Origin of the sequence: Lentzea sp. NPDC051208, assembly GCF_040682435.1 — a bacterium.
GTDB lineage: Bacteria > Actinomycetota > Actinomycetes > Mycobacteriales > Pseudonocardiaceae > Lentzea > Lentzea kristufekii.
The window spans coordinates 438,493-452,178 of sequence record NZ_JBFBAW010000003.1; the positions used below are offsets into that span (position 1 = coordinate 438,493).

Below are 13,686 nucleotides of genomic sequence, written 5' to 3' on the forward strand. Positions count from 1 at the left end.
CACGGTCGGCCGTAGTTTTTCCGCATGGGGTTGGGCGAGCTGATCGCGAAGTACGACGTGCCGGGCGCCCAGGTGGCCGTGCTCACGGGCGGGGAGATCCGGGACGAGTCCGCGGGTGTGTCGAGCACCGGCGATCAGGTCACGAGCGACTCCGCGTTCAGGGTCGGTTCGATCACCAAGATCTGGACGGCGACGCTCGTGCAGCGGCTGGTGGACGAAGGGCTGCTGGATCCTGATCGTCCGGTCTGCCGGTACTTGCCGGGGTTCGCGCCGTCACTCACGGCACGTCATCTCCTCACTCATACGGGCGGGCTCGACAGCAACCACTTCTTCGGCATCGGGCGTGGCGACGACGCGCTCGCGAGGTACGCCAGTGCACTCGCGACGGCGGAGCACCCCATCCCGCCCGGCACTGTGTTCTCCTACTCCAACAGCGGGTTCGTGGTGCTCGGCAGGCTGGTGGAGGTGTTGAGCGGCAGGCCTTTTCACGACGTGCTGCGCGAACGCCTGGTGCAGCCGCTGGGATTGCGGACGGTTGTCACCGAGGTTGGTCACGGCACGGCGCCTGGGGCTTCGGACTTCGCGATGAGTGCTCGCGAGCTGCTGCGATTCGTGCGACTGCATCTCGACGACCCGAAGCTCGCAGTGCTGCGGGAGACGCAGGTCGAGGCCGTTCCGGACTTCGGAGGAGGGGTCCTCGGGTGGGGTCTGGGGTGGATGCTCTACCGGGACGGCGTTGTCGGCCACACCGGGGTTGCGAAGGGGCACAAGGCTTTTCTTCGTGTGGCGCCGGACTCCGGAACCGCGGTGGCCGTGCTTGCCAACAGCGCGGACAGCGAACCGCTGGCGCACGAAATCTTCACCGAGGTGCTGAAAAGCATTGATGCGCCGCCAACGCCGGCGGTGAACCCCGGAGAGATCGCGGATCGGATGTACGGCACCTACCGCAACCAGCTGTACGACATCACGCTCACCACCGCGGACGGCCGAACCGTCCTCATCTACCGGCCGCGCACCGAACTCGGCCGGGCGAAACGCGTCGAGGTAGTGCGGCACGGCGACAGCTCGGTCATCGCCGTGACTCCCACGAGTGACGGTTACCAGGTGTTCTCGCTGGTCGGCGAGGACGAACGCGGGCGGGCGCGGTTCCTGCACAACGGGTCGGCGGCCTACCGGATCACTCCGCCACGGTGACCACGACGTTGCCGCGCTTGTGACCTGCCTCGACGTAGCGGTGCGCGTCGGCTATCCGGGCCAGCGGGTAGGTGCGATCGACGATCACGCGCAGCTTTCCGTCGTCCAGCAGAGAACTGATCACGGGCAAGGCCGCGCGTTTGTTGACGGACATGCCGACGACGACGCGCTTGCCGCCGCGCAATGCCGTCCACAGGGCCCGGAAGTTGTTCGGGAGACCGGTGGTCGGAAGGTACTTGCCGCCGGCGCGCAGACAACGTCGGGACGCGCGGAACGAAGACTTGGTCACCGTGTCGAAGACGACGTCGTAGCTGTCGACGTCGGCGGTGAAGTCGTGCGCGGTGTAGTCGATCACCTCGTCGGCGCCCAGCGACCTCACCCACTCGACGTTCGACGGGCCGCAGACCGCGGTGACGGTGGCGCCCAGGTGTTTGGCCAGCTGGACGGCGTAGGTGCCGATGCTGCCGGACGCGCCGTTGACCAGGACGCGGTCACCGGGGCGGACCTTTGCCTTGTCGCGCAGGAAGAACAGTGCCGTGGTGGCGCCGTCCACCGCGGCGGCGGCTTCGACGAAGGTCAGGCTCGCGGGCTTCGGGGCCAGCGAGCCGGTGGCGGGAAGGCGGACGTAGTCGGCGTGGGCGCCCACCGCGAAACCGGTGAAGCCGAAGACCTCGTCGCCCACCCGGAAACCCGTCACCGCGGAACCGACCGAATCCACCACGCCGGCCACTTCGAGGCCCAGGGTGCGCAGCGCCGCACGTGGTCGGCGCAGGCCGAGGATCACGCGGCCCCACAACGGTTCGCCGCGGCGCATCGCGCACTCGGCCGAGGTCACGGTGGTGGCGTGGACCTTGATCAGGACGTCACCGGGACGCAGGGTGGGGAGTGGCTTCTCCACCACCTGGACGACGTCGGGCGGGCCGAAACTCGTGTGCACGGCGGCTCTCATGCACTGACGGTAGAGAGCACCGGACTCGTTGCGGGGAAACCGGTTCCGGGAATCAGGGAGAAAGCAGGGTGCCCCCTAGGGGACTAGGACCACGGGCCGAGGAGGAAGTCGGACCGCGGGCCGATCAGAAGTCGCCACGACGGTGACAGCGTCTACGACCATGAGGTTTCCGAACGGATGGGTTGGTGGCGCGGCGCTGATCGCCGGACCGGTGCTGATGCTGGCGGGCACGCTGTTGCGGTCGCCGTTCCACTTCTTCTTCCCCGACCAGCTGCGGGCGGTGGCCGAGCATCCGGGGTTGATGGCAGCTGCCTACACCGCGTTCCTGGCGGGCAACGTCGTGATGTGGGCGGCGGTGGCGCACTTGGCGCACGAGATCGGGGCTCGAAATCGCAGGTGGGCGGCCTGGGGTGGGGTGCTGGTGACCATCGGCCTCTTCGGGCGGACGTTCCACGCCGGGGTCGACCAGGCGGCGTTCAGCGCCACGAGGCACCTGGGGGCCGAGGGAGCAACGGAACTGGTGGCGCGCGGGTACGGAGACCTGCACCTGGTCAGCTTCCTGTCGTTCACGATCATGTTCGGCTGGTTCGTGCTGGCGATCGGGACGTATCGCGGCGGCGTGCTCGGCAAGGTCCGGGCGGTGGCGCTGGCGACGATGGGACTGCTGCCTCTCGGGGTTCTCAAGGGCACCGAGATGTTGTCGATCGTCGGCACGGCCGGCCTGTGCGTTGCGCTGGTGCCGCTGGGGATCCAGGTGCTGCGGGAGCAGCCGCGACCCACGCGCAAGAACGTGCTGATCGCGGTGCCGGCGGCGATAGGACTAGGAGCGCTCGCCGTCCTGAGCACCATGGGCTGAGGCGATCGGCAGCACGAACCACAGGCCGGCGAAGACGACGAACGCCAGCACGCCGACCACCACCGCCGGCCAGCCGCCCAGGATCACCTCGGCGAGCAGCAGGACGGTGCCGGTCATCGCGAGTGCCAGGAAGGCCAGGCCGGTCAGGGCGAACGTGTTGCCCGAGCGGACCACCTCCTCGCGGCGGCCCTGGCGGAACAGGACGCGGTGCCACGCGGCGGGGGCGGTCAGGAAGGCGACGGCCACGGCCGCGCACAGCACGGTGACGAGGTGCGTGATGCGGATGTAGCCGCTGACGGAGGCGTACTTGCCGGTGAACGCGATGGAGAGCAGGAAGCCGAACAGGATCTGCACGCCGGCCTGGGCCACGCGGAGCTCCTGGAGGAGCTCGTTGAGGTTGCGGGCGAGTCTGCGCTGATCGGACTCCTCTGCTTCGCTCATCACCATCGCGTACCCACCTTCGACGCGTTGAAACGCCAAAACGGCCGGTACCGCCCGCTGCTAGACCCGGTTGATCACGAAAAAATCAGTCACGAACGCGACCGGGTCGCCCGCGGTGTTGCGGCCGACCCACGTCGGGTAGACCCCGTCACCCCAGCCCGTCGAGAACGCCACGACGTTCAACCCGGACCTGGCGTCGGTCACGTTGGCCGGGCCACGGCCGCCACCCACCGCGCCGAGCGCGTCGATCAGGTCGCAGTTGCCCGCCTCGTCATCGCTCGCCAGCCGGTCCAGCGCCGACGCCGCGGCGAGGTCGAAGAACGCGCCGGTGCTCGACTTCACCTCGTACCCGAACTCCGGCATCACCGGCAGCATGGGCACGTGCTCCCCCGCCGTCACGGCCGGCCGCCACGAGTAGGCGGGCTCGTCCTTCACCGTCACCCTGGCGGCCGCGACGCGGTAACCCTGCCGCTCGTCGGGAAGACCGTCGCCGTCGATGTACGACACGAGCGAGACCGACACCGGGTACCTGCCCGGCTCGACCACGTCGGTGAACGCCTCGGCGTCGTCCGGCCACACGACGAACGGGTCGGCCGCCACGAGCCGGCCTGTCGGCAGGGCCAGCTCACCGACCTGCCGCACGCTGATGACCTGCTGTTCGCCGCCGCCGGTCGGCTTGCCCACCGGCCCGTCGACGAAGAACCGCTCGAACCCGGACCTGATCAGTTCAACCGCCCCCACAGGTACGCCACCTCCAAGGGCATGTTGGCAGAAGGGTCTGACACCCGATCGGGGCACCGGGGGTGTTCGCGTTCGGTGAAGTCCGCTACACCGCAACGAATCCGCTGCCACGCTGGTCAGCATGGGGACGATCGAAGTGGTGCGCGGCGACATCACCCGACAGCGAGTCGACATCATCGTCACGGCGGCGAACGAGTCGCTGCTCGGTGGCGGCGGAGTCGACGGAGCGATCCACCGCGCGGCCGGGCCGGAGCTCGCGGAAGCGGGAGCGGGGCTGGCGCCGTGCGAGCCGGGCAAGGCCGTCGCCACACCCGCGTTCGGCCTCGCGCAGGTCAAGCACGTGATCCACACGGTCGGGCCGGTCTGGGAGGACGGCGAGCAGGGCGAGGACCTGGTGCTCACGAGCTGCTACCTCAACTCACTGCTGCTCGCGGAGGAGCTGGAAGCCGAAAGCATCGCGTTTCCCGCCATCGCGACCGGCGTCCACGGCTTCCCCGCCGAACGCGCGGCGCGGATCGCGACGATGGCGGTTCGCTCGCTGCCGATCATCGACGAGATCCGGCTGGTCGCGTTCGACGAGGAGACCTCCGGCCTGCTCCGCGAAGCGCTGGCCGAACCGGTGCGGGAGTGGTGCCCGACCTGCGGGGCCGCGGCGATCCCCCTCGTGAACGGCTGCCGCCTGCTCCCGGAGGCCAGGCAAGCGTTGGCCGCGGGTGCCATCGGGCTCGGGGGCTTCCTCCTGGACGACGACACGTTCCCGCAGTGGGGATGCGCGCGGGAGCACTACTGGACCAATGGCGAACGTGACGAACGTCGCAACCAGGTTGCCCTGATCGACGCCATCGCCGTCACTCTCGGTGAAGATCGCGGCTGGTCAGTGCCGTAACCTGAAGGGCGTGTCCGTTCCCTCCACGCTGAAGATCGGCCCGTTCGCCGTCGACCCGCCCGTTGTGCTGGCCCCCATGGCCGGCATCACCAACGTGGCGTTCCGGCAGCTGTGCCGTCAGTACGGGGCCGGGCTCTACGTCTGCGAGATGATCACCGCGCGGGCCCTGGTCGAGCGCGACGCGATGACCATGCACATGATCACGTTCGACGAGGGCGAGAGCCCGCGTTCGATGCAGCTCTACGGCGTCGACCCCAAGAACGTCGGCGAGGCCACGAAGATGATCGTGGACGAGAACCTCGCCGACCACATGGACATGAACTTCGGCTGCCCGGTGCCCAAGGTGACGCGCAAGGGCGGTGGCGCCGCGCTGCCGTACAAGCGCGAGCTGTTCCGGCAGATCGTGCGGGCCGCGGTCCGCAACGCCGGGGACATGCCGGTCACCGTCAAGTTCCGCATCGGCATCGACGAGGACCACCTGACCTACCTCGACGCCGGCCGCATCGCGCAGGACGAGGGCGCACAGGCCGTGGCACTGCACGCGCGCACGGCGTCGCAGCGGTACTCCGGCAAGGCGGACTGGTCGGCCATCGCCCGGCTCAAAGAGGCCGTGACGAGCATCCCGGTGCTCGGCAACGGCGACATCTTCAGCGCCCAGGACGCGCTCGACATGGTCGCCGAGACCGGCTGCGACGGCGTGGTCGTCGGACGTGGGTGCCTCGGCCGGCCGTGGCTCTTCCGCGACCTGCAGGCGGCGTTCCGCGGCGAGCCGATCCCCGAGGGCCCCAACCTCGGTGAGGTCGCCGACGTCCTGCGCCGCCACGCCCAGCTGCTCGCGGCCCACAACGGCGAGCACAAGGGCCTGCGCGACCTGCGCAAGCACATGGCCTGGTACTGGCACGGCTTCCCGGTCGGCGGCGACACGCGCCGGGCGTTCGCGATGGTGTCGAGCCTGCAGGAGCTGGACGACCTCATCGGCACGCTCGACAGGACGGTGCCGTTCCCCGAGAACGCCGAGGGGCCGCGCGGCAGGCAGGGCTCGTCGGCGAAGGTCGTGCTGCCCGAGGGCTGGCTGGACGACCCCGAGGACGCCACGGTGCCCTCCGGTGCGGACGTGATGCACTCCGGTGGCTGAACGCGTCGCGGTTCTCCTGGTCGCGCTCGCGTTGCTGGCGGGCTGCGGCGGACCTGTCGCGGGCACGGCACGGCCGGTGCGGCTCAGCGACGACGGCCGCGCCAAGTTCAAGGAGTACTACGCCCGCGTCAACAAGGCGGGTGAAGAGGGTGCGTCCCAGCAGTCGAAGCTGCTCAAGGACACGCAGCACCCGGACTTCCGGCAGAAGACCTGCGACCTGCGCGGCGCCACGATCAAGGTCGAACCGACGTGGACGACGCTTCGCATGGACGCCGACTGGGCACCCCCTGGCGAGAAGGCTCATCCCCGGGGTGACGTCTACGTCGTCGCTGTGACGATCACGTTGCGCAAGGAAGACCAGGAGATCGGCAGCCAGATCGGATCGATGCACGTGGTGCTCCTGGACGACGAGGTGTACGGGTTCGCGCCCTGCCTCGGTGGCTGAACGGGTTGTTGATCTTCCAAGCTCACTGGATCGGAGCAGCTGACGGTCAACCGGACGGGGGAAATCCCACCCCCACACGTCCTTCTAGCTCAAGCGCCGACCCTCGGGGGACGACACCTGGCAGGTAAGGAGGTGACCGCGATGACCGCACTGCGACCCGAAACCGCAGAGACCCAGCAGGCCGACGCCCCAGTCGACAGGCAGGGTCCTGGCCTGGTGGCGCTGCACGAGTCCATCGCGACGTTGCTCGCCTCCCGCGGCCAGTGGCGCCAGGCCTACCAGCACCTGCGTTCCGCGCTCGACCTCGTCCACGCGGACCAGGTCGAGGAGCCGCACGTTCCGGAGCAGCTGCGCCGCGAGGTCGAGCTGCTGCGCCGGGAGCACGCCGAGGCACGCGAGCAGAGCCTGCGCGACAGCCTCACCGACTCCTACAACCGCCGTTACCTCGACCAACGGCTGATGGACCTCCTGACCGAGCACGGAGCGTGCCGGCACGGGCTCGCCATCGCGTTGATCGACCTGGACTGGTTCAAGCAGGTGAACGACACCTTCGGCCACCTGCTGGGCGACCGGGTGCTGCAGCGCGTGGTCGAACTGCTGCAGCAGGACCTGCCGGAGGGCGCCTTCTGCGCCCGCTACGGCGGCGAGGAGTTCGTGCTCGTGCTGCCCCGCGTGGACGCCACCACCGCCGTGGAGATCGCCGAGGCGGCCCGCGAACGTGTCGAGCGTCACCCGTGGCAGGACGTCGCACCGGGGCTGCGCGTGACCGTCAGCGCGGGCCTCGCCTACGAACCGGCCGCGGACGAGGCGCCGGAACGTCCGGCCGTCGGCGCCGAGCAGCAACTGCTGCGCGCCGACAGTCTCCTGTACACGGCCAAGCAGTCCGGACGCAACGCGGTGGCGTACCGTGCCGACGGACGGGTTCGCCTCGCGGGTGCTGCCTCTGGCAGGCGTGCGATCGACGAGACACGTGTTCTCGGTTACTACTGAGTGAGCTGGCTCACCCGTTCAGGGCAAGCGGACTGCGCGTAATCGCGTACAGATCGCAGCCTTATCACCCGGAGTGGTCGTCAGAAGTCGGCTACATCCGTAGTATCGCGGGCGCAACTGACACGCCGGTGATGCAACCCTTGTGTCCCGGTCGTCGTCACTTCGTAATGACGAACCGCTTTTGCTTCTGACCCAGAAGGGAGATTGGGTGCCCGACGACCCCCGACGTGGCGGCCCCTCTTCCCGTGGTGATCAGGATCCCCAGCACGACCAGCCGACCGGCCGTAGACGTCGCTCGATGGAAGGCTCTGGGGGCCTGAGCGTCTCGGACCTCATCGAGCAGCACAGCAGGACGAACATCCCCCGACCCGTCCCGCCAGGCTCGCCCGACGCTTCCACTACAGGCAGGCGTGCCCTGCCGGAACCGCCCGAGGCCACGGGCAGGCGTGCACTGCCTGATCCGCCGGCCCACCCGCAGCAGCCTCCAGCGGCACCGCGGCAGCAGCCGCCCGCAGCTCACCGGCCTGGTGAGCAGACGGGCACGCGCCCGCGGCCGGAGCAGGCCGCCCCGCAGAACTTCACCGGCGACCAGACCGGCAGGCGGCGCAGGCCCGATGCCCCCGCCGAGCCGAACGGCGTCCAGCAGAACGGCGCCCGCCCGCGTCCCGTGCCCGGTGAGCAGACCGGACAGCGGCCGAGGCCCGCCCAGAACCCGGGCCAGGGTCCCGCCCAGACCGGGCAGCGACCGAGGCCCGACGCGACGGGCATGCAGCGCCGCCCGGCGCCCGGTGAGCAGCCGGGCGGACCCGTCCGGCGTCCCGCACCAGGCGAAATGCCTCCGGCGCGCCGGCTCGCCCCTGGCGACGCACCGTCGTCCAACGGCATCCCGCGACCACCGGCGCCCGACGTCAGCTCCAACGGCATGCCCCGCCCGCCGGCTCCCGGCGACCCGCGGCGGATGCCTCCCGGCGACGCGCCTTCCTCGAACGGCATCCCGCGGCGCCCCGCGCCCGGTGGCCCGCCCGAGGCAGGTCTGGCGGGCGGCGCGGTCCGCCGCCCCGCACCCGACGCACCGCCGCGCAGGCTGCTGCCGGGCGACGCACCGTCGTCCAACGGCATCCCGCGACCACCGGCGCCCGACGTCACCTCGAACGGCATGCCCCGCCCGCCGGCTCCCGGTGAGGTCTCGCAGCCGAACGGCCTGAAGCGTCCCCCCGCGCCAGGACCGGACGGGGCACCTCGCCGTCTCCTGCCGGGCGACGCACCGTCGTCCAACGGCATTCCGCGTCCTCCCGCTCCCGGCGAGGGGCCGGAGATCACCGGCCGCCGCCCCATGCCCCCGAACGGGGACATGCCGGGCAGGCAGCCGATGCCGTCGCGCGCGGAGTCGAGCGGTCCCCGGCCGATGCCCCCGCGGGCGGAGTCGAGCGGTCCGCGTCCGATTCCCGGCGGCCTCGCCAACCGGCTCAGCGAGCCGGTTGGCGAACCCAAGGCCGACGCGCCCGGCCCCGAGGCCACCCAGATCGCCCCCGCGGCGGGTGTGGCCAAGGTCGAGAAGCGCGAAGAGATGGACCCGTTGTGCCTCACCACCGAGATGGAGGCCATCGGCGACGACGTGAAGAAGCGTCGCGAGGTCGACCACACTCTCGCGCGGTTCTCCGCGGTGCACGACGAACTGCTCGAGCAGGAGCGCCAGCGCAAGGAGCGGCGCGCCAAGCTCATGCCGTGGGTCAAGGACGGCGAAGAGGGTGACCTCGTCGACGAGGCGACCCAGTACGCCGAACCCGTCGTCCCCGACGAGGAGGACGGCGAGCGGCGGCCCACCGGCCGCACGCCGCAGCAGCGGAAGTTGATGCGCACCGCCAGGATCGGGGCGATCGCCGCCGCGGCCGTGGTGTTCGCGTCGTCGGGCGTCGGCTGGGCGGCGATGCAGTGGGCCGACTCCAAGATCCAGCGGATCGACGCGCTCGGCGGCAACTCGGAGGCCGTGCACCAAGCCGAGAAGCAGCTCGGTGACGAGAACTTCCTGCTGGTCGGCTCGGACACCAGGGCAGGCGCGAAGGCGGGCGACAACGTCGGCACGCAGGCCCAGGAGGGTGGCGCGCGGTCGGACGTGATCATGCTCGCGCACATCCCGAAGGACCGCAAGCGCATGGTCATCGTGTCGCTGCCGCGCGACGTGCGGGTCGACCGGCCCGCGTGCCGCAGCTGGAACCCGGACAACGGGCAGTACGCGGGCCCGTTGGCACAGGAGAAGGGCGTGCTCGCGAACTCCGTCTACAACGACGGAGGACCCGAGTGCGTCGCCAACATGATGACGCAGCTGACCGGCCTCCAGATCAACCACTTCGTGAGCATCGACTTCAACGGCTTCCGCGAGATGTCGACGGCCATCGGCGGCGTGCAGATCTGCACGCCCACGAAGATCGTCGACGACGAGCTCGGCGTGGTGATCGACAAGCCGGGCAAGCACACGCTCAAGGGCGACCAGGCGCTGCAGTACGTGCGCGCACGCAAGGTCCAGGCCCAGGGCGACAGCGGTACCGACTACGACCGGATCAAGCGGCAGCAGGGTTTCCTGTCGGCGATGCTGCGCCAGGCGCTGTCGAACGAGGTGCTGCTGAGCCCGACCAAGCTCAACAACTTCATCAACGCGCTCACGAAGTCCACGGTCGGCGACAACATCGACGTCGCCTCGCTGCTGGAACTCGCGAACTCCTTGCAGAGCCTCGAAGCCGGCCGCGTGTCGTTCGTGACGATGCCGCACTGGACCGACGAGGGCCCGACGAAGTCGAACAACGACAACATCGAGCGCCTCAAGGACGACGACATCAAGGCGCTGTTCCAGACGATCATCGACGGAACGCCGTTGCCGCAGGAGAAGGTGACCGATCCAGGCACCGCCAACGCTCCTGTTCAGCCCGGCACCCTGGTGGACCCCAAGGAGGTCAGCATCCAGGTGCTCAACGGTGACTCGTCGAACGGCGGCGCCGTCGCCAGGACGTCGAACGCGTTGCAGCAAGAGGGTTTCAAGGTCGTCAAGCGGGACAACGCGCCGGAGCAGGCACCGAAGACGATCATCAAGTTCGCCAAGGGCAACGAGAACAAGGCCGCGACGCTCAAGGCCGCGGTGCCCAGCGCGGAGCTGGTCGAGGCACCCGAGATGGGTGGAGCGATCCAGTTGGTGATCGGCAAGAACTTCGACGACAAGGTCCAGGCACCGAAGGCGGGGGCGCCGCAGGGCACTCCGCAGGGACAAACGCAAGGTCAGCCCGGCACCGATCTGTCCATTGTGAACGCGGCACAGGACCCCTGCGCGGCGAAGTGATTCGCCTGGGGTTCACCTCCGGTTCATCCTGGCATGTCGCCGCGGCGGTGGTCGGGACGTAGGCTGAGCGCCATGCGCGAGGCCTACCACGACCAGCTCGAACAGCTCGCCGACCAGCTGGCCGACATGACCGGCATGGTTGCCGAGGCGATGCAGAACGCGACCGCAGCCCTCCTGCAGGCCGATCTCGGCCTGGCGGAGCAGGTCATCAGCGGCGACCAGAAGGTCGACGACGTCCGCTCCAGCATCGAGGAGCAGGCGTACGCACTGCTCGCACTGCAGGCACCGGTCGCGACCGACCTGCGCACCGTGCTCGCGGTGATCCACGCCGCCGAGAGCGTCGAGCGCATGGGCGACCTGGCGCTGCACGTGGCCAAGGCCGCGCGCCGCCGGCACCCGGCGTCGGCGCTGCCCGAGGACGTGCAGCCGTACTTCACCGAGATGGGCCAGATCGCGGTCAAGCTCGCGAACGAGGCCGCGTCGATCATCCGCGAGAAGGACGTCGACCGTGCGCGCAGCCTCGAGGACGAGGACGACGCGATGGACGACATCCACCGCCACCTGTTCTCCGTGATCATGGACAAGGAGTGGCAGCACGGCGTTCCCGCCGCGGTCGACGTGACGCTGCTCGGCCGCTTCTACGAGCGCTTCGGCGACCACGCCGTGTCGGTCGCCAAGCGCACGGTCTTCGTCGTCACCGGCCGGATGCCCGGCTACGGTGGCGACGACAACCTCTAAAGCTCCTTCAATCAGCGAAACTGCCCATCGCGCTCTGCCACCAGCTCCGGATCGGCGTAAGCCTCGGAGAACTCGGCGAGCACGGTGGGCAGTTCTTCGTCCCACACCGCCCGCGCCTCGTCGCGCGGCAGATCCCGTGCGTCGACGGTGAAGTACGCCCACGCCCGCACGATCTCGGGCAGCAGCGCCAGATCCGCGTCGGACACGTGCAGCTTCGCGGCCACGTTGAGGATCAGCACGGCGGTCAGCGACGCCGGCCCGTAGACGACGGGATCCCGGTTCTGTTCCACCGCAGCGGAAACGACGATGCGCGCGAACGCCCGCGCGGCCTCGACGTCGGCGATCCCGTGCTCTGAAGCCAGGAACGCGTCGACGACCTCGTCCGTCCTGTCAGGACCAGCAGCGGGGATCTCGTACTCCGCAGGCACCAACGCGCTCACGCGGGCATCGGCGAGGGCGATGAGCTGCACCGGGTGGCGCACGTCCTCCTCGCCCATCAGCCCTTCCTCGGCCTCCTCGTCCGGGCCGTCCGCCCAGAACTGCTCGATGTCGGGCCACACGCGGTCGTAGACGCCGGTGGCGCTCAAGGAGCTGATCTCGTCGCGGAACGCGTCGGGCGTGGAGGCGATCATGTCCTCCAGCAGCGCGACGGTGCCCTCGTCCGGCGTCGAGAACAGCTCGATCGCGGTGACGCCGAGCACCGGCTGGCGCATGAACAGCACGGTCTCGCCGACGCCGGCGCGCTCCTGGGTGATCGCGATGACCTCGACGTCGCCCAGCAGGTTCGTGACGAGGTAGGCGTCGCGGAAGTCGGGGACGGTGCCGGGGACGTACCAGTCCGGCTCGGCGATGCCGCGCGCCGCAACGGTTTCCGCCGCGGCGGACGAGGCGGCCCTGTTCTCCTCGGAGCCCACACCGGCCAGCGCGCGCAACGCGGTGAGCGCCGCGGGGTCGTCCATCGCCTGCAGCGCCTCGATCAACGGCGCGGTGCCGGAGCCGGCGAGCCAGAGCGTCGCGTAGAGCTCGCTCGCCCAGGCGTCCGCGAGCAACCAGGACTCCGAACGCACCGCGGCCGCCGACTCGAGCAGCGCCCCGTACGGGGACTGCTGCTCGGGCCTGCGGCCGGGTGCCTTGCCTTGCTTCTTCTTGCGGCTCTTGCTCTGCGGGCTCACGCCCAGCAACTTAGTCCAACCCGCGCATTTAGCCGAACCGGCCGGAGATGTAGTCCTCGGTCGCCTTCTGGCTGGGGTTGGAGAAGATCTTCTCCGTGTCGTCCACCTCGATCAGCTGTCCGGGCTGACCGACGCCCAGCAGGTTGAAGAACGCGGTCTGGTCGGACACGCGCGCCGCCTGCTGCATGTTGTGAGTCACGATGACGATCGTGTACTCCTTCTTCAGCTCCGTGATCAGGTCCTCGATCGCCAGCGTGGAGATCGGGTCCAGGGCCGAGCAGGGCTCGTCCATGAGCAGCACGTCGGGCTGCACCGCGATGGCACGCGCGATGCACAGACGCTGCTGCTGACCACCGGAGAGGCCGCCGCCCGGCTTGTCGAGCCGGTCCTTGACCTCGTTCCAGAGGTTGGCGCCGCGCAGCGAGCGCTCCGCCACCTCGTCGAGCTTCTTCTTGTCCTTCATGCCCGCGAGGCGCAGCCCGGCCACCACGTTGTCGCGAATGGACATCGTGGGGAACGGGTTCGGGCGCTGGAACACCATGCCGATGGTGCGGCGCACCTCGACCGGGTCCACAGTGGACGTGTAGATGTCCTCGCCGTCGAGCAGCACCTTGCCCTCGACGCGGGCGCCGGGGGCGACCTCGTGCATGCGGTTGAGCGACCGCAGCACGGTCGACTTGCCGCAGCCGGAGGGGCCGATGAACGCGGTGACGTTCTTCGGCGGCACCGCGAGCGAGACGTTCTCCACGGCGTGGAACTTGCCGTAGAAGAGGTTCAGGTCCTTGATGTCGAGTCGCTTGGCCATGTCCGC

At 69.6% G+C, this 13,686-nt stretch carries 13 protein-coding genes; 8 read left to right on the forward strand and 5 right to left on the reverse strand.

Translation table 11 applies throughout. The features are described from left to right. Positions 1-24: 24 nt before the first annotated feature. Positions 25-1,194 (forward strand): serine hydrolase domain-containing protein, encoded by a 1,170-nt coding sequence (locus tag AB0M48_RS09565; protein ID WP_363837885.1) that lies wholly within the window; start codon positions 25-27, stop codon positions 1,192-1,194. Here the strand turns inward: AB0M48_RS09565 and AB0M48_RS09570 are convergent. After that, positions 1,178-2,143, reverse strand: a complete 966-nt coding sequence (locus AB0M48_RS09570) for an NAD(P)-dependent alcohol dehydrogenase (RefSeq protein WP_363837889.1) — start codon at positions 2,141-2,143, stop codon at positions 1,178-1,180. The genes AB0M48_RS09565 and AB0M48_RS09570 overlap by 17 nt on opposite strands. A gap of 160 nt (positions 2,144-2,303) precedes the next feature. On the opposite strand from AB0M48_RS09570, the gene AB0M48_RS09575 reads away from it, so the two are divergent. Further along, entirely contained in the window at positions 2,304-2,999 is a 696-nt protein-coding gene (locus AB0M48_RS09575) for a hypothetical protein (RefSeq protein WP_363837892.1), read from the forward strand. Here AB0M48_RS09575 and AB0M48_RS09580 read toward each other — a convergent pair. Both AB0M48_RS09580 and AB0M48_RS09585 read right to left on the reverse strand, forming a co-directional pair. Then, positions 2,964-3,440, reverse strand: a complete 477-nt coding sequence (locus tag AB0M48_RS09580) for a DUF6328 family protein (RefSeq protein WP_363837895.1) — start codon at positions 3,438-3,440, stop codon at positions 2,964-2,966. The two genes, AB0M48_RS09575 and AB0M48_RS09580, sit on opposite strands and share 36 nt — an antisense overlap. Before the next feature lie 60 nt (positions 3,441-3,500). After that, entirely contained in the window at positions 3,501-4,181 is a 681-nt protein-coding gene (locus AB0M48_RS09585; RefSeq protein WP_363837898.1) for a DUF4241 domain-containing protein, read from the reverse strand. A 121-nt stretch (positions 4,182-4,302) separates the two neighbouring features. Here AB0M48_RS09585 and AB0M48_RS09590 point away from each other — a divergent pair, with 121 nt between their 5' ends. The 6 genes from AB0M48_RS09590 (at position 4,303) to phoU (ending at position 11,703) form a co-directional block, all read left to right on the forward strand. Further along, positions 4,303-5,067 carry a macro domain-containing protein gene (locus AB0M48_RS09590; RefSeq protein ID WP_363837902.1) on the forward strand — a complete coding sequence of 255 codons (765 nt, stop codon included), beginning with the start codon at positions 4,303-4,305 and terminating at the stop codon, positions 5,065-5,067. Positions 5,068-5,077: 10 nt separating this feature from the next. After that, complete coding sequence (gene dusB / locus AB0M48_RS09595) at positions 5,078-6,202, forward strand: tRNA dihydrouridine synthase DusB (RefSeq protein ID WP_363837905.1); 1,125 nt, start codon at positions 5,078-5,080, stop codon at positions 6,200-6,202. Further along, positions 6,195-6,647: a hypothetical protein gene (locus AB0M48_RS09600; protein WP_319990013.1), complete on the forward strand. Its 453-nt coding sequence runs from the start codon at positions 6,195-6,197 to the stop codon at positions 6,645-6,647. Before dusB ends, AB0M48_RS09600 begins: the two co-directional genes overlap by 8 nt. 141 nt (positions 6,648-6,788) lie before the next feature. After that, positions 6,789-7,637, forward strand: a complete 849-nt coding sequence (locus AB0M48_RS09605) for a GGDEF domain-containing protein (protein WP_363837910.1) — start codon at positions 6,789-6,791, stop codon at positions 7,635-7,637. 298 nt (positions 7,638-7,935) lie between these two features. Beyond that, positions 7,936-10,965 carry an LCP family protein gene (locus AB0M48_RS09610; protein ID WP_363837913.1) on the forward strand — a complete coding sequence of 1,010 codons (3,030 nt, stop codon included), beginning with the start codon at positions 7,936-7,938 and terminating at the stop codon, positions 10,963-10,965. 72 nt (positions 10,966-11,037) lie between these two features. Next, on the forward strand, positions 11,038-11,703 hold the full coding sequence (gene phoU, locus AB0M48_RS09615) for a phosphate signaling complex protein PhoU (RefSeq protein ID WP_319990016.1): 666 nt from the start codon (positions 11,038-11,040) through the stop codon (positions 11,701-11,703). Between the two features lie 11 nt (positions 11,704-11,714). Here the strand turns inward: phoU and AB0M48_RS09620 are convergent, their stop codons facing one another. Together AB0M48_RS09620 and pstB are read right to left on the reverse strand one after the other, a co-directional pair. Further along, the gene (locus AB0M48_RS09620; protein WP_363837918.1) at positions 11,715-12,875 is read right to left on the reverse strand and encodes a hypothetical protein; all 1,161 of its coding nucleotides are present in this window, start codon (positions 12,873-12,875) and stop codon (positions 11,715-11,717) included. A 28-nt stretch (positions 12,876-12,903) separates the two neighbouring features. Next, positions 12,904-13,680, reverse strand: coding sequence for a phosphate ABC transporter ATP-binding protein PstB (pstB, locus tag AB0M48_RS09625; protein WP_363837921.1), 777 nt, complete (start codon positions 13,678-13,680; stop codon positions 12,904-12,906). Positions 13,681-13,686: the final 6 nt, after the last annotated feature.

Coding starts and splice junctions, on each gene's coding strand:
- AB0M48_RS09565 (WP_363837885.1), top strand. CDS start 25: ATGGGGTTGGGCGAGCTGATCGCGAAGTACGACGTGCCGGGCGCCCAG.
- AB0M48_RS09570 (WP_363837889.1), bottom strand. CDS start 2,143: ATGAGAGCCGCCGTGCACACGAGTTTCGGCCCGCCCGACGTCGTCCAG.
- AB0M48_RS09575 (WP_363837892.1), top strand. CDS start 2,304: ATGAGGTTTCCGAACGGATGGGTTGGTGGCGCGGCGCTGATCGCCGGA.
- AB0M48_RS09580 (WP_363837895.1), bottom strand. CDS start 3,440: ATGAGCGAAGCAGAGGAGTCCGATCAGCGCAGACTCGCCCGCAACCTC.
- AB0M48_RS09590 (WP_363837902.1), top strand. CDS start 4,303: ATGGGGACGATCGAAGTGGTGCGCGGCGACATCACCCGACAGCGAGTC.
- AB0M48_RS09605 (WP_363837910.1), top strand. CDS start 6,789: ATGACCGCACTGCGACCCGAAACCGCAGAGACCCAGCAGGCCGACGCC.
- AB0M48_RS09610 (WP_363837913.1), top strand. CDS start 7,936: ATGGAAGGCTCTGGGGGCCTGAGCGTCTCGGACCTCATCGAGCAGCAC.
- phoU (WP_319990016.1), top strand. CDS start 11,038: ATGCGCGAGGCCTACCACGACCAGCTCGAACAGCTCGCCGACCAGCTG.
- pstB (WP_363837921.1), bottom strand. CDS start 13,680: ATGGCCAAGCGACTCGACATCAAGGACCTGAACCTCTTCTACGGCAAG.